Origin of the sequence: Chromobacterium aquaticum, assembly GCF_021129195.1 — a bacterium.
Lineage (GTDB): Bacteria > Pseudomonadota > Gammaproteobacteria > Burkholderiales > Chromobacteriaceae > Chromobacterium > Chromobacterium aquaticum.
This window is the reverse complement of sequence record NZ_JAJOHW010000013.1, coordinates 48,379-71,261: the sequence shown is the minus strand read 5'-3', so window position 1 is coordinate 71,261 and position 22,883 is coordinate 48,379. Positions and strand designations below refer to the sequence as shown.

At 61.4% G+C, this 22,883-nt stretch carries 23 protein-coding genes; 13 read left to right on the top strand and 10 right to left on the bottom strand.

What is annotated here, in order from left to right:
• Window positions 1-80 precede the first annotated feature (80 nt).
• Genes LQT98_RS02460 through LQT98_RS02445 form a run of 4 tightly spaced genes read left to right on the top strand, consistent with a single transcriptional unit; the run spans window position 81 to window position 3,604 of the window.
• The gene (locus tag LQT98_RS02460; protein ID WP_231461000.1) at window positions 81-1,004 is read left to right on the top strand and encodes a branched-chain amino acid ABC transporter permease; all 924 of its coding nucleotides are present in this window, start codon (window positions 81-83) and stop codon (window positions 1,002-1,004) included.
• A gap of 18 nt (window positions 1,005-1,022) precedes the next feature.
• Window positions 1,023-2,123, top strand: coding sequence for an ABC transporter permease subunit (locus LQT98_RS02455; RefSeq protein WP_048407726.1), 1,101 nt, complete (start codon window positions 1,023-1,025; stop codon window positions 2,121-2,123).
• A gap of 3 nt (window positions 2,124-2,126) precedes the next feature.
• Window positions 2,127-2,897, top strand: a complete 771-nt coding sequence (locus LQT98_RS02450; protein ID WP_048407727.1) for an ABC transporter ATP-binding protein — start codon at window positions 2,127-2,129, stop codon at window positions 2,895-2,897.
• Complete coding sequence (locus tag LQT98_RS02445; RefSeq protein ID WP_048407728.1) at window positions 2,894-3,604, top strand: ABC transporter ATP-binding protein; 711 nt, start codon at window positions 2,894-2,896, stop codon at window positions 3,602-3,604. The genes LQT98_RS02450 and LQT98_RS02445 overlap by 4 nt, the downstream gene beginning before the upstream one ends.
• A gap of 180 nt (window positions 3,605-3,784) precedes the next feature.
• Here LQT98_RS02445 and LQT98_RS02440 read toward each other — a convergent pair whose 3' ends face one another.
• On the bottom strand, window positions 3,785-4,678 hold the full coding sequence (locus LQT98_RS02440) for a LysR family transcriptional regulator (RefSeq protein ID WP_231460999.1): 894 nt from the start codon (window positions 4,676-4,678) through the stop codon (window positions 3,785-3,787).
• A gap of 125 nt (window positions 4,679-4,803) precedes the next feature.
• Between LQT98_RS02440 and htpX the strand changes: the two genes are divergently transcribed.
• From htpX to LQT98_RS02415, 5 genes are all read left to right on the top strand, one after another.
• The gene (gene htpX, locus LQT98_RS02435; RefSeq protein WP_231460998.1) at window positions 4,804-5,685 is read left to right on the top strand and encodes a protease HtpX; all 882 of its coding nucleotides are present in this window, start codon (window positions 4,804-4,806) and stop codon (window positions 5,683-5,685) included.
• A gap of 101 nt (window positions 5,686-5,786) precedes the next feature.
• The gene (locus LQT98_RS02430) at window positions 5,787-6,773 is read left to right on the top strand and encodes a TerC family protein (protein ID WP_048407731.1); all 987 of its coding nucleotides are present in this window, start codon (window positions 5,787-5,789) and stop codon (window positions 6,771-6,773) included.
• Between the two features lie 158 nt (window positions 6,774-6,931).
• Window positions 6,932-7,651, top strand: a complete 720-nt coding sequence (locus tag LQT98_RS02425) for a response regulator (protein ID WP_048407732.1) — start codon at window positions 6,932-6,934, stop codon at window positions 7,649-7,651.
• Window positions 7,648-9,096 carry an ATP-binding protein gene (locus tag LQT98_RS02420; protein ID WP_048407733.1) on the top strand — a complete coding sequence of 483 codons (1,449 nt, stop codon included), beginning with the start codon at window positions 7,648-7,650 and terminating at the stop codon, window positions 9,094-9,096. Before LQT98_RS02425 ends, LQT98_RS02420 begins: the two co-directional genes overlap by 4 nt.
• Before the next feature lie 492 nt (window positions 9,097-9,588).
• Complete coding sequence (locus LQT98_RS02415; protein WP_048407734.1) at window positions 9,589-10,668, top strand: porin; 1,080 nt, start codon at window positions 9,589-9,591, stop codon at window positions 10,666-10,668.
• A gap of 94 nt (window positions 10,669-10,762) precedes the next feature.
• Here the strand turns inward: LQT98_RS02415 and LQT98_RS02410 are convergent, their stop codons facing one another.
• The 6 genes from LQT98_RS02410 to LQT98_RS02385 form a co-directional block, all read right to left on the bottom strand.
• Window positions 10,763-11,068 (bottom strand): hypothetical protein, encoded by a 306-nt coding sequence (locus tag LQT98_RS02410; protein ID WP_048407735.1) that lies wholly within the window; start codon window positions 11,066-11,068, stop codon window positions 10,763-10,765.
• A gap of 125 nt (window positions 11,069-11,193) precedes the next feature.
• Entirely contained in the window at window positions 11,194-12,057 is an 864-nt protein-coding gene (locus LQT98_RS02405) for a Rossmann-fold NAD(P)-binding domain-containing protein (protein ID WP_231460997.1), read from the bottom strand.
• A gap of 184 nt (window positions 12,058-12,241) precedes the next feature.
• Window positions 12,242-13,189 carry a lipoyl synthase gene (gene lipA / locus LQT98_RS02400; protein ID WP_231460996.1) on the bottom strand — a complete coding sequence of 316 codons (948 nt, stop codon included), beginning with the start codon at window positions 13,187-13,189 and terminating at the stop codon, window positions 12,242-12,244.
• Window positions 13,186-13,809: a lipoyl(octanoyl) transferase LipB gene (lipB, locus tag LQT98_RS02395; protein WP_048407738.1), complete on the bottom strand. Its 624-nt coding sequence runs from the start codon at window positions 13,807-13,809 to the stop codon at window positions 13,186-13,188. Before lipB ends, lipA begins: the two co-directional genes overlap by 4 nt.
• A gap of 16 nt (window positions 13,810-13,825) precedes the next feature.
• Window positions 13,826-14,092 carry an HP0495 family protein gene (locus tag LQT98_RS02390; RefSeq protein ID WP_048407739.1) on the bottom strand — a complete coding sequence of 89 codons (267 nt, stop codon included), beginning with the start codon at window positions 14,090-14,092 and terminating at the stop codon, window positions 13,826-13,828.
• Between the two features lie 328 nt (window positions 14,093-14,420).
• Window positions 14,421-15,566 carry a D-alanyl-D-alanine carboxypeptidase family protein gene (locus LQT98_RS02385; RefSeq protein WP_107798629.1) on the bottom strand — a complete coding sequence of 382 codons (1,146 nt, stop codon included), beginning with the start codon at window positions 15,564-15,566 and terminating at the stop codon, window positions 14,421-14,423.
• Window positions 15,567-15,782: 216 nt separating this feature from the next.
• Here LQT98_RS02385 and ilvA point away from each other — a divergent pair, with 216 nt between their 5' ends.
• Together ilvA and LQT98_RS02375 are read left to right on the top strand one after the other, a co-directional pair.
• Window positions 15,783-17,312 (top strand): threonine ammonia-lyase, biosynthetic, encoded by a 1,530-nt coding sequence (ilvA, locus tag LQT98_RS02380; protein ID WP_231460995.1) that lies wholly within the window; start codon window positions 15,783-15,785, stop codon window positions 17,310-17,312.
• Between the two features lie 63 nt (window positions 17,313-17,375).
• A complete protein-coding gene (locus LQT98_RS02375; protein ID WP_048407741.1) occupies window positions 17,376-18,023 on the top strand; it encodes an HAD family hydrolase in 648 nt (215 codons plus the stop codon).
• Between the two features lie 65 nt (window positions 18,024-18,088).
• Here the strand turns inward: LQT98_RS02375 and LQT98_RS02370 are convergent, their stop codons facing one another.
• Together LQT98_RS02370 and LQT98_RS02365 are read right to left on the bottom strand one after the other, a co-directional pair.
• Window positions 18,089-19,219 (bottom strand): M14 family metallopeptidase, encoded by a 1,131-nt coding sequence (locus LQT98_RS02370; protein WP_231460994.1) that lies wholly within the window; start codon window positions 19,217-19,219, stop codon window positions 18,089-18,091.
• A 139-nt stretch (window positions 19,220-19,358) separates the two neighbouring features.
• Window positions 19,359-19,913: a phasin family protein gene (locus LQT98_RS02365; protein ID WP_048407743.1), complete on the bottom strand. Its 555-nt coding sequence runs from the start codon at window positions 19,911-19,913 to the stop codon at window positions 19,359-19,361.
• 196 nt (window positions 19,914-20,109) lie between these two features.
• On the opposite strand from LQT98_RS02365, the gene phaR reads away from it, so the two are divergent.
• Together phaR and LQT98_RS02355 are read left to right on the top strand one after the other, a co-directional pair.
• The gene (gene phaR / locus LQT98_RS02360) at window positions 20,110-20,676 is read left to right on the top strand and encodes a polyhydroxyalkanoate synthesis repressor PhaR (RefSeq protein ID WP_048407744.1); all 567 of its coding nucleotides are present in this window, start codon (window positions 20,110-20,112) and stop codon (window positions 20,674-20,676) included.
• Window positions 20,677-20,835: 159 nt separating this feature from the next.
• Entirely contained in the window at window positions 20,836-22,137 is a 1,302-nt protein-coding gene (locus LQT98_RS02355; protein WP_231460993.1) for a tetratricopeptide repeat protein, read from the top strand.
• A 13-nt stretch (window positions 22,138-22,150) separates the two neighbouring features.
• Here the strand turns inward: LQT98_RS02355 and LQT98_RS02350 are convergent, their stop codons facing one another.
• Window positions 22,151-22,657 (bottom strand): TIGR00645 family protein, encoded by a 507-nt coding sequence (locus LQT98_RS02350; RefSeq protein ID WP_231460992.1) that lies wholly within the window; start codon window positions 22,655-22,657, stop codon window positions 22,151-22,153.
• Window positions 22,658-22,883: the final 226 nt, after the last annotated feature.

Below are 22,883 nucleotides of genomic sequence, written 5' to 3'. Positions count from 1 at the left end.
GGGCACTAAGAACAGGCAGCAGCCATAAGAGGGGAAGCCCCGCAAGCTGTCGGTCGTCAATACAAAGGAGATCTCCCAACGTGGACATTTTTCTGCAACAAATCCTGAACGGTCTCGTTCTGGGTAGCATTTATGCGCTCATCGCATTGGGCTACACCATGGTGTACGGGATCATGGGGCTCATCAACTTCGCCCACGGCGAAGTGGTGATGTTCGGCGCCATGGTCACCATCTCCGTCATCAACGCCTTGTCCGGCACCGGCTTGCCCGGCCCGGTCCTGGTGTTGATCGGTCTGCTGGTGGCGATTGTCGCCTGCATGCTGCTAGGCTTCACCGTCGAGCGCATCGCCTACCGCCCGCTGCGCGGCAAGCAAAGGCTGGCTCCGCTGATCACCGCGATCGGCCTGTCCATCGTGCTGCAACAGGTGGCCATCCTGATCTGGGGACGCAACTATATTCCGTTTCCGCAAATCCTTGACCACGACGTGGTGTCCTTCTTCGGCGCAAGCATCACCAAGCTGCAGATCACCATCATCGTGCTGTGCCTGGTGATCATGGCCGGTCTGTTGCTGATGGTGGAACGCACCAAACTGGGCCGCGCGATGCGCGCCACCAGCCAGAACCCGGCGGTGGCCGGCCTGATGGGCGTCAACGTCAACACCATCATCTCCGCCACCTTCGTCATCGGTTCCGGCCTGGGCGCGGTGGCTGGCGTGATGGTCGCCACCAATTATGAGCAGGCCCATTACTACATGGGCTTCATGATTGGTCTGAAGGCCTTTACCGCGGCGGTGCTCGGCGGCATCGGCAATCTGGGCGGCGCGGTGGCCGGCGGCTTGCTGCTGGGCATCATCGAAAGCCTGGGCGCCGGCTATATCGGCACATTGACCGGTGGCTTCCTCGGCTCCAACTATCAGGACATCATCGCCTTCATGGTGCTGATCCTGGTGCTGATTTTCCGTCCGTCCGGCTTGCTGGGCGAAAAGATGGCCGATCGTGCCTGATCCCGGAGCAGACATATCATGACCATGGCACTCAATATCAATAAGATGGACACCGGCAAGAAAGTCGGCCTGTTCGTGCTGTCCGCGGTGGCGCTGGCGGTGCTGCCCTTCCTGGTGGGCGGCGTGCTGGGCAATTCCTGGGTCCGCATCGTCGACTTCGCCTTGCTCTACGTGATGCTGGCGCTGGGCCTCAACATCGTGGTGGGCTTTGCCGGCTTGCTGGATCTGGGCTTCATCGCCTTCTACGCGGTGGGCGCTTACGCTTTCGCCTTGCTGGGTTCTCCGCACTTTGGCCTGCATCTGCCGTTCTACATCAGTATTCCGCTGGGCGCGGTGCTGGCCGCTTTCTGCGGCATTCTGCTGGGCACGCCGGTGTTGCGGCTCAAGGGCGACTACCTAGCCATCGTGACGCTGGGCTTCGGGGAGATCGTGCGCATCTTCATGAACAACCTGAACACCCCGGTCAACATCACCAACGGTCCGCAGGGCATCAACCTGATCGACCCGATCAAGGTGGGCGGCGTGTCCTTGGGCGATACCATGGAGTTGTTCGGCCTCAGCTTCCACAGCGTCTACCTTTACTACTACCTGTTCCTGGTGCTGACCGTGGGCGTGGTGATCATGGCCTGGCGCTTGCAGCATTCGCGCATCGGCCGCGCCTGGGTGGCCCTGCGCGAGGACGACATCGCCGCCGCGGCGATGGGCATCAATATCCGCAATATCAAGTTGCTGGCCTTTGCGCTGGGCGCCTTGTCCGGCGGCGTGGCCGGCGGCCTGTTCGCCTCGTTTCAGGGCTTCGTGTCGCCGGAATCGTTCAGCCTGCTGGAATCCATCATGATTCTGGCGATGATCGTGCTGGGTGGCATGGGTCATATCCCGGGGGTGATCCTGGGAGCGGTGGTGCTGACCATCGCGCCGGAAATCCTGCGCGACGTGATCGGCCCGTTGCAGATGAAAACCTTCGGCAAAATGCTGATCGATCCGGAAAACGCCCGCATGCTGCTGTTCGGCCTGGCGATGGTGGTGATGATGCTGGTGCGGCCCGAAGGCATGTGGCCGTCCAAGCGTCGCAAAGCCGAGTTCCGTGACGATAGAGAAACCGCTGGGCAGAAAGGTTGAGCCATGGCTGAAGTTTTGCTGAAGATAGAAGGCATCCATAAACGCTTTGGCGGCCTGCACGCGCTCAACAATGTGGCGCTGACCATCAACAAGGGCGAGATTTACGGCCTGATCGGCCCCAATGGCGCGGGCAAGACCACGCTGTTCAATGTGCTGACCGGCCTGTATGTGCCGGACGAGGGCGCGTTCGAGTTCGACGGCCACAATCTGTTCCAGCAGAAACCGCACGTGGTGGTGGCCGCCGGCATCGCCCGCACCTTCCAGAACATTCGTCTGTTCGCCGAAATGACGGCGCTGGAAAACGTGATGGTGGGGCGTCACATCCGTTCCAAGGCCGGCGCGCTGGGCGCGGTGCTGCGCGACCGCCGCACCATGGCGGAGGAGAGGTCCATCACCGACAAGGCGTGGGAGTTGCTGGAATATGTCGGCATCGCCGATGTCGCTCATGAGCGCGCCCGCAACCTGTCCTATGGTCATCAGCGCCGTCTGGAAATCGCCCGCGCGCTGGCCACCGAGCCCAAGCTGCTGGCGCTGGACGAGCCGGCTGCCGGCATGAATCCGCGCGAAACCGAAGAGTTGAAAGCCCTGATGTCCAAGATTCGGGACGGCGGCGTGACCGTGCTGCTGATCGAGCACGACGTCAAGCTGATGATGGGCTTGTGCGACCGCATCGCGGTGCTGGACTACGGCAAGAAGATTGCCGAGGGCGTGCCGGAAGAAGTGCGCAAAAACCCGAAAGTGATTGAGGCCTACCTGGGAGCGGCACACGCATGAGCATTTTGGAAGTCAAAAACCTGCAAGTGGCCTATGGTGGCATTCAGGCGGTCAAGGGCATCGATTTTCACATCGAACAGGGCGAGCTGGTGACCCTGATCGGCGCCAACGGCGCCGGCAAGACCACCACGCTGAAAACCCTGGTGGGCATGGTGAAGAAATCCGGCGGCAGCATCCAGTACGATGGCAAGGATATCGCCAGTATTGCGCCGCACAACTTCGTGCGTCATGGCTTGGCCATGGTGCCGGAAGGCCGTGGCATCTTCGCCAAGCTGACGGTGGAGGAGAATCTGCTGATGGGTGCTTATTATCGCGACGACAAGGCCGCGATCCTGAGCGAAGCCGAGCGGGTGTACGAGCTGTTTCCGCGCTTGAAGGAGCGACAGAAGCAATTGGCCGGCACCCTGTCCGGCGGCGAGCAGCAGATGGTGGCGATGGGCCGCGCGATGCTGTCCAAGCCCAAGCTGTTGTTGCTGGATGAACCGTCCATGGGCCTGGCGCCCATCATCGTGGAAAAGATCTTCGAGATCATCCAGATGGTGGCCAAGGAGGGCGTCACCATGCTGCTGGTGGAGCAGAACGCCAAGCTGGCGCTGGAAGTGTCGCAACGTGGCTATGTGATGGAAAGCGGTCGCATCACCATGAGCGGCCCGGCCAAGGATCTGCTGAACGACGAACGGGTGCGCAACGCTTATCTGGGCGAGTAATCCAGCGCCGCGTCGTCAAACCCCGGACTTGTCCGGGGTTTTTGCTTTTAGAGCCTGTTCAATGTCTGCTGCGTATCGGCGGAATTTTAGGCAAGGGCGTTGAAAGCGGCTTCGAAATGCTTATGTAGCATTCGTACATGCCGCTTTCTCAGCCATAAGGTCTTGTCTCGTTTGAACGGCTCAGAGCGGGGCTGCCTCGATGGCGGCCTGCAGCATGGCCTGCACGCCTGGATGCTGCAGCCGACGGCGGTTGGCAATGGCGTAATAATGTTCCCAGACGCCGTCGATCTCGCCCAGCGCCTGCGGCATGTGCGCGTCGCCGCCGGTATGGGCGGTGGAGGGGAACAGGCCGAAGCCCTGGCGGCCGAAGGCGTCGAGCAAGGCACCGTCGTCGAACTCGGCGACGATGTCCGGCTTGATGCGGCGTTCTTCGAACCATTGGTCCAACTGGCTGCGTAGCACATGATGGCGGCTGGGCAGCAATATGGGCGCCTGATTGAGGCTGTCGGGAAAGCCGGCGGCGTAGCGCTGCCACAGCGCGGCCGCGCCAGCTATCATCACCGGGCTGCGCATCAGCAGCCAGGACTGAAACGCCTGGGTGCCGCCGGCGGGCAGCGGCCGATCGGCCAGCACCACATCCAGCCGGTGACGGGTCAGATCGGCCAGCAGTTCGTCGAAATCGCCTTCGCCGCATTGCAGTCTGACCTTGGCATCCAGCCGCAGCGCCGGTTCCAGTAGTTGTAGCGCGATGGTTTTGGGCAGTACGTCCGAGATTCCGGCCGCCAGGCGGATGGTTTTATCCAGTTGGGCGTCTTCCAGCGTTTCCTGTAGTTCCTCCCCCAGCATGAAAATCTGGTCGGCGTAGCGCAGCGCCACGTGGCCGGCTTCGGTCAGAACCAGCTGGCGTCCTTGTTGTCGGAACAAGGTTCGCTCCAGGCTCTGCTCCAGCCGTGAAATCTGGCCGCTGACGGTCTGGGTGCTGACCCCCAGCTGTTCAGCAGCCCGGGTGACGCCGCCGGCATGGGCGACCGCCCAAAAATAATGCAGATGCTTGAAGTTGATCTGTTCGGACATGATTGTTCGAAAAAACTTGATGTATTTTCTGATTATATTTGATTTTTTCTGTGGAACGCAGCGTCTAGAATGCACTGTGTCGGGCGTTCCGCGGAATGTCGTCGAATTAAACAAGGGCCAACACCATGAAACGAGTCATCCTATTAATCGCCACCAACATCGCCGTGATGGTGGTGCTGAGCATTGTGGCCAGCTTGTTGGGGCTGAACCGCTTCATGACCGGCAATGGCCTGAACCTGGGCACGCTGCTGGGCTTCGCCGCAGTGATGGGCTTCGGCGGCGCCTTCATCTCGCTGATGTTGTCCAAGACCATGGCCAAGTGGAGCACCGGCGCGCGGGTGATCGAAACTCCGAGCAATGAAACCGAGCGCTGGTTGGTGCATACCGTGCAGAAGCTGGCCAGCCGCGCCAATCTGCCGATGCCGGAGGTGGCGGTGTACGAGGGTGAGCCGAACGCCTTCGCCACCGGCCCGAGCAAGTCCAATTCGCTGGTGGCGGTGTCCACCGGCCTGCTGGCCTCGATGACGGAAGAAGAAGTGGAAGCGGTGCTGGCGCACGAAGTCGCCCATATCCAGAACGGCGATATGGTGACGCTGACGCTGATTCAGGGCGTGGTCAACACCTTCGTGTTCTTCCTGGCGCGCGTGGTCGGTTATCTGGTGGACAGTTTTCTGCGCCGCAATGACGAACAGTCCAGCGGCCCGGGCATAGGCTATATGGTCACCGTCATCGTCTGTGAGATCGTGTTCGGCATCCTGGCCTCGGCCATCGTGATGTACTTCTCGCGTCAGCGCGAATTCCGCGCCGACGCTGGCGCGGCGACCCTGCTGGGCGGCGCGCGCCCCATGGTCAACGCCTTGCGCCGCCTCGGCGGCGTCGCCGCCGGCGACCTGCCGCAGAATATGGCGGCTTCCGGCATCTCCGGCGGGCGCGGTGGTCTGATGGCGCTGTTCTCCAGCCACCCCAGCATCGAGGAGCGCATCGGCGCGCTGGAACACGGTCGTTAAGTCTTGATTCGCCGTCGCGATAGCGGCGGCGGATGGTTTGAATTCAGGCCCCGGGGCGGTTTGCTCGGCCCGGGGCCTTTCTGTTGCCAAAAGGAATGCGTATGGAATGGTTGAGCGCCGGTTTTGCCGGCTATCCTTTGTGGGTGTGGCTGATGTTCATGGCCATTGTGCTGGCGCTGCTGGCTTTTGACCTGGGCGTTTTGCACAAGGAAGAAAAAGAGATCGGGGTCAAGGAAAGCCTGATGCTGTCGGCTTTCTACATCGGCGTCGGCCTGGCCTTCGGCGGCTGGATCTGGTGGTATCAGGGCGCGGATGCCGGCATGCAGTATCTGACCGGCTACGTGGTGGAGAAGTCGCTGTCCATGGACAATGTCTTCGTGATGTCCCTGATCTTCTCCAGCCTGGCGGTGCCGCGGCTATACCAGCACCGCGTGCTGTTTTGGGGGATTCTCGGCGTCATCGTGATGCGGGCGCTGATGATAGGCCTGGGCGCGGCGCTGGTGGCGGAGTTCCAGTGGGTGCTGGTGCTGTTCGGCCTGTTCCTCATCGTTACCGGGGTCAAGATGCTGTTTTCCGATGACGAACACGCGCCTATCCAGGAAAACCGCATGTATCAATGGCTGCGTGGCCATCTGCGGCTGACCCCGGACCTGCACGGCAAGCAGTTCCTGGTGCGCGGCGAGGCGCACGGCCTGGCGCGTGGATGGTGGGCGACGCCACTGTTGCTGGCGCTGATCATGGTGGAGAGCGCCGACCTGGTGTTCGCGGTGGACAGCATTCCGGCCATTTTTGCCATCACTCAGGACCCGTTCCTGGTGTACACCTCCAATATCTTCGCGATTCTGGGCCTGCGCGCGCTGTACTTCGCGCTGGCGGCGATGGTGCATCGCTTCCATTACCTCAAGTACGCCTTGTCGCTGGTGCTGGTGCTGATCGGCATCAAGGTGGGGCTGGTGTTCTTCAACGATGTGGGTTGGGTGAGCTTCAAGATTCCCACCGCCTGGTCCCTGGCGGCGACGTTGGGCCTGTTGCTGGCCGGCGTGCTGTACTCGCTGCACAAGACGCGGGATCAGAACCCCAACGATTGAAAGACGGTCTAGCCGCCTTTTGCCGGCCCGGCGCGCTTGCGTCGGGCCGTTTTTTGTAAACCCGGTGTAAACCCAGGCTATTTCGCCACGATTTCTCCATGGCTCCCGCGGGTGGGCGCGGTATCCTAATAATAAAGCCGCAATGGAGATGAGCTGTTATGACTGTCGATTTACCAAGACTGCTGGTGGTGGATGACGATCCGGACTTGCGCGAACTGCTGTGCGAATATCTGGGCAAGCAAGGTTTCGCCGTGGATGCCGTCGGTGACGGCCAGGCGATGCAACAGGCGATCGCCGCGCAAAACTACAATATGTTGATCCTGGACCTGATGCTGCCGGGCGAGGATGGCCTGACTCTGTGCCGCAATCTGCGCGAGCGCTCTTGCATGCCCATACTGATGCTGACCGCGCGTGGCGATGAGCTGGATCGCATCATCGGTCTGGAAATGGGGGCCGACGATTATCTGACCAAGCCGTTCAGCCCGCGCGAGTTGTTGGCCAGGATCAAGAGCATTCTGCGGCGGGTATCGGATCAGCCGGCGAATGCCGCCAGCGTGCGCCGGCTGCGTTTCGCCGGCTGGACGCTGGATCTGGGCGCCCAGCACCTGCTGGACGAGGCCGGCGTGGTCACGCCGCTGTCCGGCGGCGAGTTCAAGCTGCTGCAGGCCCTGGCGGAGCACGCCAACGCGGTGATGTCGCGCGATCAGTTGATGGAAGCGATGAATGGCAAGGAGGCCGGGCCCTTCGACCGCACCGTGGATGTGATGATAGGCCGGGTGCGCCGCCGCCTGGGCGAGGACGCGCGCGAGCCGGCCTTGTTGAAGACCATACGCAGCGGCGGCTATATGCTGGCCTGCGAGGTGGAAGCCTTGCGATGAAGTGGTTGCCGCGCACGCTTTACGGCCAGATCCTGCTGACCCTGGTTGGCGGGTTGCTGTTGGCCAACGCCTTGGGCATCTACTTCATCCTCAGCGACCGCGACCGGCTCAGCAATTCCTTGCGGGTGCAATACACCGCTCAGCATATCGCCGACATCGTCAATCTATTGGACGAGTGTCCCAGCAATTATCGCGAACAAGTGATTTCCACGTTGAATCAGCCGACGCTGCTGGTGCGCATGGACCGGTTCTGGGAATCGCAGGACCAGCCTCTGAGCCTGCATGGGCGTTCGTTTCAGCAATTGATCAGGCGCGACCTGATCAAGCCCTATCCGCTGCAAGTGCTGTCCAAGCAGCAAGACTCGTCGGCAGGCGGGCGGGCCACCTGGATGGACCATGCCGGGGCCGGCCTGCAAAGTTTCTCGCCCACGCGCGAGGCCGGCGCCGCCGGCTCCATCGTCAGCGAAGAATTGAGCGCGCTGGGGCCGCTGGCTGAATTCAAGACGCATCTGGCCACGGTGCAAGCCAGGTTGAGCGACGGCACGATCTTGACCTTCAACGCTTCGCGGCCGATCTCCCTGGCGGATCAGCCGGCCCGCATCCTGGCCTGGATGCTGCTGGTGGCCTTGACCGCCGCGTTGCTGGGGGCGTGGGCGGTACGGCAATTGATCCGGCCGCTGGACCTGTTCTCGCGCGCGGCTCGAGGCTTGGCCAGCAATCTAAACCAGAAACCATTGCCGGAGACCGGCTCCGAGGAAGTGGCGGAGGCGGCCAGGACCTTCAATCGCATGCAGACCGAGTTGCAGCGTCTGCTGAAAACCCGCAGTCAGATGCTGGCGGGAGTGTCGCATGATCTGCGCTTGCCGATCACCCGCATTCGCCTGCGTCTGGAAGGCTTGGAAGAGTCCGCGGAGAAACAGGCGATCGAGCGCGACTTGTTGGAAATGGACCAGCTGATCAATGACTCGTTGACCTATCTGCGCGGCGGCTGTGGCAGCGAGGGCGTGGTGAAGCTCAATCTCAACGCCTTGCTGGAGAGCGTGGTGGAAGACATGGAGGCCCTGGGCTCCAATATTCAGCTACACAGCGAGCCGGCGCCGCCGGTGATGGGCAAGGTCAGCGCGCTGCGCCGCTGTCTGGGCAATCTGCTGGAGAATGCGCGCCGTTATGGCGGCGATGCGATCGAGGTCAGCCTGCGGCAGCGGGCGGAATGCGTCGAGGTGAAGATCCAGGACAATGGACCGGGCATTGCCGAGGCCGATCTGGAACGGGTGATGGAGCCTTATGTGCGGCTGGAAGGGTCGCGCGCGCGTCATACCGGCGGCAGCGGGCTGGGCTTGGCGATTGCCCGCGCCATCGCGCGCGATCATGGCGGGAACTTGGTGTTGAGCAATCGTCCGCAAGGAGGCTTGTGTGTGCTGCTGAGTTTGCCTTTGCGGTGTTGAAGAGGGTTGTGTGTCGAAACAGCCGCGGTAGCGGCTTTTTTTGTGCCCGGCTTTGGGCGTGGCGATGTTGCCGTATTGTGTGCCGCCGGGGTTATGACCGCAGATATTCTTAAATATTGGGATGTATTCACACTCTATTTACAATATAAGGCTATTGTAAATGGACATTTACAAAGTGATCGATTACAATCGTGTTCAGAATTCACTGATTCCAGATTCTTTTTCGATTCTCTGAATTCGAGTCAAGTCTATCCAATCTTTGCCCGCCGCGAGCGGGCTTTTTTTTGCTCAAATGCTTGCAGTTAATGGATTTTAACAATTGTGAGCTGCAACTTTCCTGCTGCGTTACAGTCTGATTGCCTGATGTTATCTGTTGTTTTTTTGACACGACCTGTTGTTTAATGACCACAAGTTAGCAAGCCTAGTTGCAAATGTGAAACACAGGAACTAGTATTCGCTCACTTCCTAAGTAAACAGAAGGATAGCCAAATCATGAAAAAAAGTCTGATCGCCCTGATGGTTGCCACCCTGCCGGCAGCCGCTTTCGCCGATGTAACCGTATTCGGCACCATCAAAGGCGGCGTTGAATACGTCGACAGCAACAACGCTACCAAGCAAACCAATATCGATGATCTGGGCTCGCGCCTGGGTTTCAAAGGCAATGAAGACCTGGGCAACGGTCTGAAGGCCATCTGGCAAGTTGAAACCGGCTTCGGCATCGACGGCCAAAGCCGCACCGGCGACAGCAGCGGCACTTTCGCCAGCCGCGAATCCTTCGTTGGTCTGTCCTCCAACTTCGGTACTTTCCGTCTGGGCCACCTGTCCACCTACGGCGAGTCCGACATGGCTCAGGTTAACCCGTGGGAAAGCAGCAGCAACGCGCTGCAACTGAACGCCTTCACCCGCGACGACGGCTATGTTAAGAACGCCGTGCGTTTCGACACCCCGGAATTCTCTGGCTTCAAGGCTGCCTTCCTGTACGGCACCAAAGAGAACAAGCAAGCTGTTGGCAACACCAACGGCGCCGACCGTGAAATGTACAACCTGGGCCTGTCCTACGAGAACAGCGGCTTCTTCGGCAAGTACCAGTTCATCCACGAAAGCCCGATTGCCGTTGCAGTTGACGCTGGCAGCAAGGCCAACAACAAGCACCGCATCGAAGCTGGCTACAACGCCAACAATATCTTCGTGGCGCTGGGCTACCGCAATGACAAGGGTGACTACTCCGTTACCCCGTACAGCTTCCTGAACAAGGGTGCTTCCGACGTCGTGATCAACGATGGCCGTAAGTACGAATCGCAAGAATACGCGCTGACCGCTGGTTACCAGATCGGTGCCTTCATGCCCAAGTTCACCTACGCTCAGGGCAAAGACTACAAAGTTGACGGCGCTACCCAAGACAACACCGGCTACAAGCAGTACCTGCTGGGTGTTGACTACAGCCTGTCCAAGCGCACCGTGGTTGGCGCTCAGTACGGCGAAATCAAGGCTGACAGCGCGTTCCTGAACAGCAACGGCCAGAACACCGACAAGGTTAAGGCCTTCGGTCTGAACGTCGTACACAAGTTCTAAGCGTTACGGGCTAGACGTAAAGCTGCGAACAGTTTGGAATGCCGCCCCTGGCAACAGGGGCGGCATTTTTCATGGCTGGACGAAATGAGGGAGCTCAGGTCAGCAGCTTGGCGACCGCGGAGATGGCCTTGGCGGTCAGGCCTATGGCTCTGCCCACCTGTTGCAGTTGCTGCGCGGCCTGGTCGGCGGCGGCGATGGCCGCCTGCAGCGCTGCGATGGCGGTTTGGAAGTCGGCGGTGTCGGCGTTCAGTTCGCGGGCGATCAGCGCCAAGGTCTGGTTCGCCAGTTCATCCTGTTGCGCCAACAGCGTCCTGCTGTCCGCGCCCAGGCTGGCGACGGCCAGATTATTGATGCGCGACGCCAGTCCGCCGACGAGTTCGACTGCTGTGTGTTGGTCCATGCTCGTTCTCCATGCTTGGAGCCCCGTTCAAGGTCTTGAGAACAAGGGCGAAACAAGGTGAAAGTGGCCGAGAAAGCGGAATGTGCTGCAGTGGTGCATGAGCATTTCGAAGTGGTGCTCGCTCATTATTTGTCGGGCAGCTCGCGATAAAAATCGCGCAGCCGCCGCGCTTCGGCGGCGAAGGCGCGTAGCGCCTGCAGACTTGAGGCGGGCGCGTCCAGGTTTTGCAGCAACTGGCGATTGGCGGCGGGGAAGCCCTGAATCGCCTGGTCGCTGGCCTGCAGCGCGGCTTCTATCCGCTCGAGCTCGCGCAGCCTGTCGGCGATGGCGAGGTCGAACTGATAGCGCTGCCAGCTGCCGTAGGGCGGCCGGCTGAAGTTGGCGTGGCGCAGCAGGCTGTCCCGGATCACGGTCAGATAGGCGGGCAGCATGCTCAGAGCGCGGTGGCTGTTGTCGGCCAGCAGTTCGAGCCCGGGCTGGGCTGTCGCCATGACCTTGCGCAGCGCGGCTTGGCGTTGCGCGGCTGTCAGTTGTCTGCCCAGCGCGTCGGCGGCGGTGGCGAGTATTTTGGCGGCATCTTCGTTGCCGCCTTGCCGCTTGAGATCCTGGATGCTGTCGGCCAGATCCTGGGCGGCGGCATCGACCCGGGCTTCGGCCTCCCGGTCGCCGGCTAGGCCGTTCAGGGTGCGCGCGTACAGTGCCAGCGTGTCCAGCGTGGCCTGCAGCTGCCCCAGTGCGGGTGCCAGGTCGTAGCCAGCGCCGCTGCCGGTTTGAAGTCGGAATGTGTCCGGGTTCAGCGGGGCGTTGGGCGCAGTGAGCACCGCATTGAGGCGGGCGTTGTGCTGGATGCGCTCCAGGGTATTGCCGGTGCTTAGTTGAACCTTGCGGGTAGCCTGGTCGAAATCGGAGAAGGGCTTATTGGGCGGGGTGGCGCAGGCGGCCAGCAGTAGCAGTGGCAGCAGGGCCGGCAGGCGAGGGCGGGTGGGCATGGCGCGGCTCCATCAGCAGGCGGGCGTGGCTGCGTCCGCGCGGTTTGCGGGATGAAACGTGTGCTGGCGCCCCGGTGGGCGCATGCCATGGTATAGCCGATTCGCCGGCGCCGCATGCCTGTACCAAAGACACGAAATGAAAAAAGGGAGCCCTGGAGCTCCCTTGGTCCGGCGGGGTCGGCGTTTACACGCCGGCCTCGTGCGCCTGCACGTCGGCGTGGTAGCTGGAACGTACCATCGCGCCCACCGCGGCGTGGACGAAGCCCATTTCATAGGCCTTGGTCTCGAACATCTTGAACACGTCCGGATGCACATAGCGCAGTACCGGCAGGTGGCCGTCGGAAGGTTGCAGATACTGGCCTATGGTCAGCATGTCCACATTGTGGGCGCGCAGATCACGCATCACTTCCAGAATCTCTTCGTCGGTTTCGCCCAGGCCCACCATCAGGCCGGACTTGGTGCGGACATTGGGGTTCTTGGCCTTGTAGTCCTTCAGTAGTTGCAGCGAGTGCGCGTAATCCGAGCCCGGACGCGCCTGCTTGTACAGCCGCGGCACGGTTTCCAGATTGTGGTTCATCACATCCGGCGGCGTCTGGCTCAGGATGTCGACGGCCACGTCCAGGCGGCCGCGGAAGTCCGGCACCAGGGTTTCGATCTGGGTGTTGGGCGACATTTCGCGCACCGAGCTGATGCAGTCGGCGAAATGCTGGGCACCGCCGTCGCGCAGATCGTCGCGGTCCACCGAGGTCACCACCACGTATTTCAGCTTCATCGCGGCCACGCTTTCAGCCAGATGGCGCGGCTCGTCCGCGTCCAGCGGGTTGGGGCGGCCGTGGCCCACGTCGCAGAACGGGCAGCGGCGGGTGCAGATGTCGCCCATGATCATGAAGGTGGCGGTGCCTTTGCTGAAGCACTCGCCGATATTCGGGCAGGTGGCTTCTTCACAGACGGTGTGCAGCTTCTGTTCGCGCAGGATCTGCTTGATCTCGTGGAAGCGCTGGCCGTTGGGCAGCTTGGCGCGGATCCATTCCGGCTTTTTCAGCTTTTCGTCCAGCGGGACGATCTTGATGGGGATGCGCGCGGTTTTGGCCGCGCCCTTGTGTTTGACCCCAGCCTGGTTTTCCGGCTTCATGTCAGTTCCTCGGTGCAGTTCAGGAGGCGCTCCAGATGCGGCAGCAGCGTATCGGCGGCGGCGGCAAGGCTCAGCTCCACTCCCAGTTGTTTCAGGTCGGTCACCTTGAGGTTGGCGTAACCGCAAGGATTGATGGAATCGAAAGGCGCCAGGTCCATGTCCACATTGAAGCTGAGGCCGTGGTAGACCGCGTGGTTCTTGATGCGCAGGCCCAGCGAGGCGATCTTGGCGCCGGCCACGTAAACGCCGGGGGCGTCCACATCGCCATTGCCGTGGATGCCCAGCTCCGCCAGCGTGTCTATCACCGCTTGTTCGATGCGGCGCACCAACTCGCGCACGCCTATGCCCATGCGCTTGAAGTCCACCAGCAGGTAGACCACCAATTGGCCAGGACCATGATAGGTGATCTGGCCGCCGCGGTCGGTTTTCACCACCGGGATGGCGGTGGCGTGCAGCAGATGCTCCGGCTTACCGGCTAGGCCCTGGGTGTAGACGGGCGGGTGCTCGACCACCCACAGTTCATCCGGGGTGTCGGCGTTGCGGGCGTCGGTGAACGCCTGCATGGCGCGCCAGGTTGGCTCGTAGTCGACCCGGCCCAGATGTTTGACGATGCGCGACACGGCAATCTCCTGGTGCTTAGAGCACCATTTTCACCATCGGATGGCCGGTCAGCGACAGGTAGATATTATCCAGCTGTTGACGCGAGGTGGCGGTGACGGTGACGGTCAGCGCGTAGAAGCGGCCATTGGAGCTTTCGCGCAGCGTCACGTCGTGGTCGGCCAGGTCGGGCGCGTTGACGCGGACGACCTCGGTGATGGTGACGACGAATTCCTCGTGACGCTCGCCCATCACCTTGATGGGGAAGCGACAGGGGAATTCCATGAGTTCCTGTTTTTCAGACATATTCAATCAAATCCGCTAAGAACGTGTTTACGATTTTGCGAGCAAGAGCGAGACAAGGCGAAAACAGTTGAGAAAGCGGAGTGTACACACGGTACCTGAGCATTTCGAAGCGGTTTTCAACGCTGTATCGCCGAAGCGCAGCAGATCGTAAACAGGTTCTAAAGACGCCGAACCCGAAACGGGCAAAGGCGCAGCAGCCAGTTGTACGGCAAACCGGGCCGCCCGCGCCAATACATTTTACGGTCGTCTTTATTACTAAAACGCCACATCATAATACAGCCGCGGCGTCCGGGCGATGCCCGGCGCCGCGATCAACGGCGGACGCCGTTTATTTCCAGCCCAGCATCAGCTTGATGCTATCCCACAGCCGGCTGAAGAAACCGCCTTCTTCCACCGCCTTCAAGGCCACAACCGGGCGCTCGAATAGCGGCTTGCCGTCCAGGGACACCACCAGCTTGCCCACCACCTGGCCGGCTTTGACCGGGGCGATCAAGGGCTGCATGGTGGTCAGGTCGGCCTTGAGCTTGGCGGCCTGGCCCTTGGCCACGGTGGCGTAGACGTCGCTGGCGAAGCCGACGGACACGGTTTTGGCCGCGCCCTTGTAGATGGGCAGCTCGGATACCGGCTTGGCTCCGCTATACAGTTTGGGCGTATCGTAAAACTGCAAGCCGTAGTTGAGCAGCTTGGAGCTTTCCACCGCGCGCGCTTCCGGGCTGGCGGTGCCCACCACCACCGAAATCACGCGACGGCCGTCGCGGTGGCTGGTGGTGATCATATTGTAGCCGGCGCTATCGGTGTAGCCGGTCTTCATGCCGTCGACGTTGGGGTCGCGGTAGAGCAGCAGGTTGCGGTTGGGCTGCTTGATATTGTTGTAGGTGAAGGACTTGATCGAGTAGATCGGGTAGAACTCCGGGAAGTCGCGGATCAGCGCGCCGGCCAGGATGCCCAGATCATGCACGGTGGTGTAGTGCTCGGGGTTGGGCAGGCCGGTGGCGTTGCGGAACTGGGTATTCTTCATGCCCAGTTTCTGCGCTTGCTGGGTCATCACCTGGGCGAACACTTCTTCGCTGCCGGCAATGGCTTCGGCCAGCGTCACGCAGGCGTCGTTGCCGGATTGCACGATCATGCCCTTGATCAGGTCGTCGACCTTGGCCGGCACCTTGGGATCCAGGAACATGCGCGAGCCTTCGGTCTTCCAGCCTTTTTGCGACACCGTCAGCGTCTGCTCCAGCGTCAGCCGTTTTTCCTTCAGCGCCTTGAAGGTGAGGTAGGCGGTCATCAGCTTGGTCAGCGAAGCCGGCTCCACGCGGGAGTCCGGGTCGCGCTCGGCCAGCACTTGTCCGCTGTTGAAATCGGTCAGGTAATAGGCCTTGCCGGCGATCTCGGGCGCGGGCGGCAGGAAGGCGGCGGAGGCGAAGGAGACGGACGGCAGCGCAATCGCCGCTGCCGTGAGAATGCTGGTGAATGTTTTCATTGTTCCTATGGGCAACGCTGGGGGTTGAGGGCCTAATAGTAGCCGTTGATTATACACGCGGATTGCCGACCGGTTGCCGCAAAGTGGGGATTTTCTGCGGGCGGCTTCTCGATACTGCAATGCAACAATCCAATGTTATCAAGGCTTCCCGTAGACTTGGAGTTCCTGCTACTCTGGCAGTTCAAGCACAATAATGATCGGGACAAAGGCTTTGCCATGCAAGAGAAGCAAGACTATCTGGAACGCATCCTGACGTCGCGGGTATACGACGTCGCCATCGAAACGCCGCTGGAGCTGGCGCCCAATCTGTCGCGCCGCTACCGCAACAAGATTCTGCTCAAGCGCGAGGATTTGCAGCCGGTGTTTTCATTCAAGCTGCGCGGCGCTTACAACAAGATGGCCAAGCTCAGCCGGGAACAGCGCGAGCGCGGCGTGATCACCGCCAGCGCCGGCAACCACGCCCAGGGCGTGGCCTTGTCCGCGAGCAAGCTGGGTTGTGCCGCCACCATCGTGATGCCGGTGACCACGCCGCAGATCAAGATAGACGCGGTCAAGCAATACGGCGGCCAGGTGGTGTTGCATGGCGATTCCTTCAACGAAGCCTTCCACCACGCGACTGAATTGGCCGCTCAAAACGGCATGACCTATATCCCGCCGTTCGACGATCCGGATGTGATCGCCGGCCAAGGCACCATAGGCATGGAAATCCTGCGTCAGCATCCGGACGATCTGGACGCGGTCTTTGTCGCCATCGGCGGCGGCGGCCTGGCCTCCGGCGTCGCCAGCTTCATCAAGCGGCTCAAGCCCGAGGTCAAGGTGATAGGGGTGCAGCCGGTGGATTCCGACGCGATGCGCCAATCCATCGCCAAGGGCGAGCGCGTGGAGTTGAAGGATGTGGGTTTGTTCGCCGATGGCGTGGCGGTCAAGCTGGTGGGCGAGGAGACTTTCCGCATCTGCCGCGAGCTGTTGGATGAGATCATCCTGGTGGACACCGACGCCATCTGCGCGGCGATCAAGGACATTTTCGAAGACACCCGCTCCATCGTGGAGCCGGCGGGCGCCTTGGCGGTGGCCGGCGCCAAGGCTTATGTCGAGCGCGAGGGTTGCGCCGATCAGACGCTGGTGGCGATTTCCTGTGGCGCCAATATGAATTTCGATCGTCTGCGCCACGTGTCCGAGCGTTCCGAGCTGGGCGAGCGGCGGGAAGCCGTGATCGCGGTGACCATCCCGGAAAAACCCGGCAGCTTCAAGCGCTTCTGCACCGTGATAGGCGGCCGCAACATTACCGAGTTCAATTACCGCTTCGCCGATCCCGGCACCGCCCATGTTTTCGTCGGCGTGCAGATCAGCGGCAAGCCGGATCTGGAAAGCATTCTGGCCAGCCTGAACGCCAATGATCTGGGCAGCATCGATCTGACCGACAACGAATTGGCCAAGCTGCACATCCGCCACCTGGTGGGCGGCCACGCGCCGCAGCTCAAGGACGAGCGGGTGCTGCGCTTCGAGTTTCCGGACCGGCCGGGCGCCTTGATGCGCTTCCTGGAAGCGATGAGCGTGGACTGGAACATCAGCCTGTTTCATTATCGCAACCACGGCGCTGATTACGGCCGCGTGCTGGTGGGCATTCAGGTGCCGGCCAGCGACGACGCGGAGTTCCAGCGCTTCCTGGACAATCTGGGTTATCCCTATGTCGAGGAAACCCAGAACCCGGCCTACAAGCTGTTCCTGGGCAAGACCATACGTTGAACCGGGCCGGCGGGCTGCTCGTGGTCGGCAGCCTGACGCTGTGCCACCTCTTTGAAGCGAATCATGATCAAGGCAGTTCTATTCGATCTGGACGGCACTCTGGCCGACACCGCGCGCGATCTGGGCGCCGCGCTCAACCGCTTGCTGGCCGAGGAAGGCCTGCCGCCGCAGCCGTACGCGGCGGTGCGGCCCATCGCCAGCCACGGCGCGCGCGGGCTGGTCAGCCTGGGCTTCGGCATCGACCGCGAGCATCCGCGTTTCGAGGAGTACCGCCTGCGTTTCCTGGACCATTACGAGCACAGCTTCGCCGACGAGACCGTCTTGTTCGATGGCGTCAACGGCCTGATCCAGGGCTTGATGGACAAGGGGCTGCTGTGGGGCATCATCACCAATAAGCCGATGCGTTTCACCGATAGATTGGTGCCATCGCTGCCCTTCATCTCCTGCCCGGCGGTGACGGTCAGCGGCGACACCGTTGGCGTGCCCAAGCCGGATCCGCGGCCGATGCGTTTCGCCGCCGAGCGGATAGGCATCGCGCCCGAGCATTGCCTGTACGTGGGCGACGCCGAGCGGGATATCGCCGCTGGCCGCAGCGTGGGCATGAAGACGGTGTTGGCCAATTGGGGCTATATCGCCGATAGCGACCGGCCGGCGGAGTGGGGCGCCGATATCGCCATCGACCATCCGCTGCAATTGCTCGATCACGTTTGAGCGGCGGCGGGAATGAAAAAAAGCCACGGTTTCCGTGGCTTTTTTGGTTTCGGCCTGATTGGTGCTCAGGCGCGCAGGTTCTGTGCAATCGCATAGATGGGCGACAAGGCCGCCTCGCCCAGGCGCAGGCTGCGCTGGCCGCTCCAGCCGAAGTCGTCGTCCGGCAGATTGGCATTGTCCTTGAACGGCATTTCCAGCGTGAAGGCGAGACAGCCGAAGTTCTCGCATACCCAGTTGGTGGCGATGGTCATATTGGCCTTGCCCGGTGCGTTGCGCGGGTAGCCGTGCTCGGTCTGGTAATCCGGGCTGGCCAGCAGCAGATGGTGGCGGAACTGGTCGGCCAGGGTTTCCAGGCGCTCGTTCCACGACGGCACACCCTCGGTGCCGGCCAGGAACACATAGGGAATGTTCTCGTCGCCGTGGATGTCCAGGAACAGGTCGACGCCGGTTTCCTGCATCTTGTTGCGCACCGCCAGCACTTCCGGGCTGGTTTCCGCGCTGGGGGCCGCCCATTCGCGGTTCAGGTTGGCGCCGGCGGCGTTGGTGCGCAGATTGCCCAGCACCGAGCCGTCCGGGTTCATGTTCGGCACCACGTAGAAGGTGGCGCGGTCCAGCAGCGCGCGGCTGGTGGGATCCTGCGGATCCAGCAGGCGGTTGAGCAGGCCCTCGATGAACCATTCGGCCATGGTTTCGCCGGGGTGCTGGCGAGCGATGATCCAGATCTTCAGATCCGATTCCACCTCGTGGCCTATGGTCAGCAGATTGATGTCGCGCTGCTGCACGGTAAAGCCCAGGTCGCTGACCTGGCACAGGCCGGAGCCTTGCGCCTGGCCGATCAGGTTCAGGTGCTGGTCGTAGGAATAGGGCTCGAAATAGGCGTAGTAGATGCTGCCGGACAGCGGCACGTGATCTATCGTCATCACGCCGTTTTCGTAATGGGTGGGCACGCGGAACCAGTTGATGCGGTCATAGGAGGCCACCGCCTGGTAGTCGACCCAGCCATCCGGGTAAGCGCTTTCGCTGGCGTTCAGGAAATTGAAGGTGCAGTGCTGATAAGCGGCGCCTTGCACGCGGAAGTAAAACCACTGGGCGAACTCGGCCGCATTGTCGCGACGGATGCGCAGTTGGATGTCTTCGTAGTTGTCGGCGGAGACGATCTCGATGCTGCCGGCGTCAAAATTGCTGCTGATTTTCATGCGCTGAACCTATTGGTTTCCTGAAACGTGCTTAAGGCGGAGATTGTAAACCTGTCGCCGCTCACATGCCATCCTGGCGCGCGGCAAAGAAAAACCCCGTCGGCGGGACGGGGTTGTGCTTTAGCCGGAAACTTCTCTGTTAAGCAGTGGGCGCGCGCTTGCTGGCGGTCTTCACCGCGTCGGCGGTGGCGCTGGTGGCGGCCTTGACGCTGCTGTCGGTGAATTCAACCACTTGCTGGGCTGCCTTGCTGAAGGTGTTGACCGCGGCGGCGGCGGCGGCCACCGAACTCTTCACCGCGTTCAGCGCGGCGTCGGAGCCAGCCGGGGCGTTCTTGGCGGCGGACTCGATCGCGCCGATCAGCGACTTGTTGAAGCTGCCCAGGTTTTCCTCGGCCAGCTTGGTCAGCTCGCTCTGCGCGGCGGACACGATGTCGTACAGATTGCGCGAGTTGGCCAGCGCGGCGTCTATGCTCTGGGTGGTCAGCTTGTTCAGGTGGGTGACGGCTTCCTGCGGGTCGGTCACGCCGCTCAGTTGCTTGGCGACTTTGACGTTGTCTTCCAGCGTTTGCTTGGAGATTTCCAGATTCAGCTTGACCAGGCGCTCGGCGCTGTCCAGAGTGATCTGCGAAAAACGGAAAACGGTTTCCAGGCCGTTGAGGGACAGCTTGTTCAGTTGCTCATTGCTGATGGACATGGGGTATTCCTCCGCTGTGGGGTGAGACCTTAAGGAGATAGTCTTAATCAAAAATTTTGCACTGCACAATGACGACTAAATGTATCATGCAATGCAGCAAAATTGGGAGCATTGACTGAAGATTTACTCTAGCGTGTTGTATTTATGATAAATTGCGGGCACACGGCACCGTAACAAAATAAACCGGGAGCGTTACATGAGTGTTGAGAAGCGGGTCATCAAAAAATACCCGAACCGCCGGCTGTACGATACCGCCACCAGTTCCTACATCACCTTGGGGGATGTGAAGCAACTGGTACTGGATAATGTTGATATCCAGGTGGTGGACGCCAAGAGCCAGGAGGACATCACCCGCAGCGTGTTGCTGCAAATCATTCTGGAGGAAGAGAACGGTGGGATGCCGATGTTCAGCTATGAAGTGCTGACTCAGTTCATCCGCTCCTACGGCCAGGCCATGCAGGGCATGATGGGACCGTTTCTGGAGAACAATCTGCAACTGTTTGCCCAACTGCAACAGAAAATGCAGGAGCAGACCCGCGCGATCTACGGCGACAACGCCATGTTGAACTCCAATCTATGGGGCGAGTTCATGAAGTTCCAAGGTCCGGCGGTGCAGAACATGATGGCCAACTACATGGAGCAGAGCACCAGCATGTTCCTGGACATGCAGAACCGGATGCAGGAACAGACCAAGCAGCTGTTCGGTGGTTTCGGTTTCCCCGGCTACAAGCCGGGCGGCGAAGACGACAAGGACAAGTCGTAAACGCCTGCGGCCAGCGGACGCGGCGCTTGCTCCGCGTCCATGCGCCGTCCGGGAGCCCGCCATGCCGATTCTGCTCGGTTTGATTCCCGGCGCCGCCGTTCGCGACGCCGTGATGCCCTTTGCGGGCGCCATCCTATCTTTTTTCTTTCCTGTTTTCCCATGTCCGCCACGGAACTGAGCCTCAGCCTGCGACAAGCGCAGCGCTGCCATCTTGACGGCGACTGGGCCGAAGCGGAACGCCGCTACCGTGCCTGCCTGCGGGATTGGCCGGATTGCGCCCTGGCTCAGGCCTTGCTGGCCTTTCTGTTATTGCAGACGCAGCGGCCGGAGGAGGCTGAAACCTGGCTGCAGGCGGCGATCGCCGCCGAGGCGGGGCATGCGGACTGGCATTTCAACCTGGGCATGGCGCTGGCGCGCCAGGGCCGCGCCGGCCGGGCGCGGCAGGCTTTTGCCGCCGCGGTGGCGCTGGATGCCGGCCAGTTGATGTATTGGACCAATCTTGCCGCTTCCAGCGAGCAGGATGGAGACCTCGCGGCGGCGGAGCATTGCTGCCGGCAGGCGCTGGCGCTGGATGCCGGCTGCGCCGATGCCCATTTTCTGCTGGCCGGACTGTGCCTGCGCCAGGAGCGCCATGCCGAGGCGCGGCGGCACAATGCTGCGGGCATCGTGGCCCAGCCCGCCGCGCATGGACCGATCGCGCGCATCGAGGCCTATTGCGAACTGGGCCAGCACGACGCCGCGTTGGCGCTGTTGCATGGCTGGCTGGCGCAGGCGCCGGATGATGCGGTGGCCTTGCATCTGCTGGCCGCCTGCGGTGGCGCGCCGCCTCCGCCGCAGTGCAGCCCAGCCTTCATCCAACAGACTTTCGATGCCAATGCCGCGACCTTCGACGCCAGCCTGGCCGGCTTGCGCTACCAGGGGCCGCAATGGCTGGCGCAATGCCTGCGGCGGCTGGCGCTGCCGGCATCCGCGCTGGAGGTGTTAGACCTGGGCTGCGGCACCGGCCTGGCCGGCGCGGCGTTGCGACCGTACGCGCAGCGCTTGCACGGGGTGGATCTCAGCGGCGAGATGCTGGCGCGCGCCGCGGACAAAGGCGTGTACGACGCCTTGACCCAAGGCGACATCATCGAATTCCTGATGGCGGCCCCGCCGCCCTGTGATCTGATCTGCTGCCTGGACACGCTCAGCTATTTTGGCGATCTGCGCCTTGCTCTGGATAGGATGGCGCGCGCGCTCAAGCCGGGCGGCCTGCTGCTGTTCAGCATCGAGCGCGCGCTGCAGCCCTTGCCTGATGGTCATCGGCTGCAGCCCTGCGGACGCTATCTGCACGATTCGGACTGGGTGGAGGCCTGCTTGGCGGACTATGGGCTGCGGCTGGAGGAAAGGCGGGACATGATGTTGCGGGAAGAGGCCGGCTGCCCGGTGCCCGGCGCTTTCTACTGCGCCGAGCGCATGCGCTGAGCCGGGCCGCCGCTCAGTGCTTGCTTTGCATCAGCTTGTCGGTCCAGGCCATCACCAGCGCGGACAGCAGGAAGGTGCAATGGATCACCACCTGCCACATCACGCCCTGTTCGGTGAGCGGATTGCCGGGGCTGCCCAGATTGGACGCGCTGATGAAGGTTTTCAGCAGATGGATGGAGGAAATGCTGATCAGCGCCAGCGACAGCTTGGTCTTCAGTACGCCGGCGTTCACATGGGACAACCATTCCGGCCGGTCCTCGTGGCTGTTCAGACTGTCGATCTTGGAGACGAAGGTCTCGTAGCCGCCCACCACCACCATGATCAGCAGATTGGCGATCATCACCACGTCGATCAGGCCCAGCACGATCAGCATGATCTGGGTTTCCGTCATGCTGGAGGCGTCGGCGACCAGATGGATCAGCTCCACCAGGAATTTATAGACATAGACGCCTTGGGCGACGATCAGGCCCAGATATAAGGGCGCTTGCAGCCAGCGGCTGGCGAAGATCAGGGATTCCATGCGTGAGACAAGAGTTTTCATATCGGTATTGTGTGAGGGGTTGACGGCTCAGAGCCTGTTCTAAGTCTGCCGCGCGTAGTGGAGCGCGACACGGTGAGTACACCTTCGAAATGTCCATGCACCACGAGTAGATTCCGCTTTCTCAGTTGTTTTCGCCTGGTTTCGCTCTAGCTCGCGGGACTTTGAACAGGTTCTCAGGCCTATATGGAGGCGTCGGATTTTACTA

Excerpts from the sequence above, each read along its gene's own strand:
- htpX (WP_231460998.1), top strand. The coding sequence starts at position 4,804 with ATGAAACGAGTCATCCTATTAATCGCCACCAACATCGCCGTGATGGTG.
- LQT98_RS02430 (WP_048407731.1), top strand. The coding sequence starts at position 5,787 with ATGGAATGGTTGAGCGCCGGTTTTGCCGGCTATCCTTTGTGGGTGTGG.
- ilvA (WP_231460995.1), top strand. The coding sequence starts at position 15,783 with ATGCAAGAGAAGCAAGACTATCTGGAACGCATCCTGACGTCGCGGGTA.
- LQT98_RS02390 (WP_048407739.1), bottom strand. The coding sequence starts at position 14,092 with ATGTCTGAAAAACAGGAACTCATGGAATTCCCCTGTCGCTTCCCCATC.
- LQT98_RS02350 (WP_231460992.1), bottom strand. The coding sequence starts at position 22,657 with ATGGAATCCCTGATCTTCGCCAGCCGCTGGCTGCAAGCGCCCTTATAT.
- LQT98_RS02355 (WP_231460993.1), top strand. The coding sequence starts at position 20,836 with ATGTCCGCCACGGAACTGAGCCTCAGCCTGCGACAAGCGCAGCGCTGC.
- LQT98_RS02410 (WP_048407735.1), bottom strand. The coding sequence starts at position 11,068 with ATGGACCAACACACAGCAGTCGAACTCGTCGGCGGACTGGCGTCGCGC.
- LQT98_RS02365 (WP_048407743.1), bottom strand. The coding sequence starts at position 19,913 with ATGTCCATCAGCAATGAGCAACTGAACAAGCTGTCCCTCAACGGCCTG.
- LQT98_RS02445 (WP_048407728.1), top strand. The coding sequence starts at position 2,894 with ATGAGCATTTTGGAAGTCAAAAACCTGCAAGTGGCCTATGGTGGCATT.
- LQT98_RS02440 (WP_231460999.1), bottom strand. The coding sequence starts at position 4,678 with ATGTCCGAACAGATCAACTTCAAGCATCTGCATTATTTTTGGGCGGTC.
- LQT98_RS02455 (WP_048407726.1), top strand. The coding sequence starts at position 1,023 with ATGACCATGGCACTCAATATCAATAAGATGGACACCGGCAAGAAAGTC.
- LQT98_RS02420 (WP_048407733.1), top strand. The coding sequence starts at position 7,648 with ATGAAGTGGTTGCCGCGCACGCTTTACGGCCAGATCCTGCTGACCCTG.
- phaR (WP_048407744.1), top strand. The coding sequence starts at position 20,110 with ATGAGTGTTGAGAAGCGGGTCATCAAAAAATACCCGAACCGCCGGCTG.
- LQT98_RS02425 (WP_048407732.1), top strand. The coding sequence starts at position 6,932 with ATGACTGTCGATTTACCAAGACTGCTGGTGGTGGATGACGATCCGGAC.
- LQT98_RS02385 (WP_107798629.1), bottom strand. The coding sequence starts at position 15,566 with ATGAAAACATTCACCAGCATTCTCACGGCAGCGGCGATTGCGCTGCCG.
- LQT98_RS02375 (WP_048407741.1), top strand. The coding sequence starts at position 17,376 with ATGATCAAGGCAGTTCTATTCGATCTGGACGGCACTCTGGCCGACACC.
- LQT98_RS02450 (WP_048407727.1), top strand. The coding sequence starts at position 2,127 with ATGGCTGAAGTTTTGCTGAAGATAGAAGGCATCCATAAACGCTTTGGC.
- LQT98_RS02415 (WP_048407734.1), top strand. The coding sequence starts at position 9,589 with ATGAAAAAAAGTCTGATCGCCCTGATGGTTGCCACCCTGCCGGCAGCC.
- LQT98_RS02405 (WP_231460997.1), bottom strand. The coding sequence starts at position 12,057 with ATGCCCACCCGCCCTCGCCTGCCGGCCCTGCTGCCACTGCTACTGCTG.
- LQT98_RS02370 (WP_231460994.1), bottom strand. The coding sequence starts at position 19,219 with ATGAAAATCAGCAGCAATTTTGACGCCGGCAGCATCGAGATCGTCTCC.
- lipA (WP_231460996.1), bottom strand. The coding sequence starts at position 13,189 with ATGAAGCCGGAAAACCAGGCTGGGGTCAAACACAAGGGCGCGGCCAAA.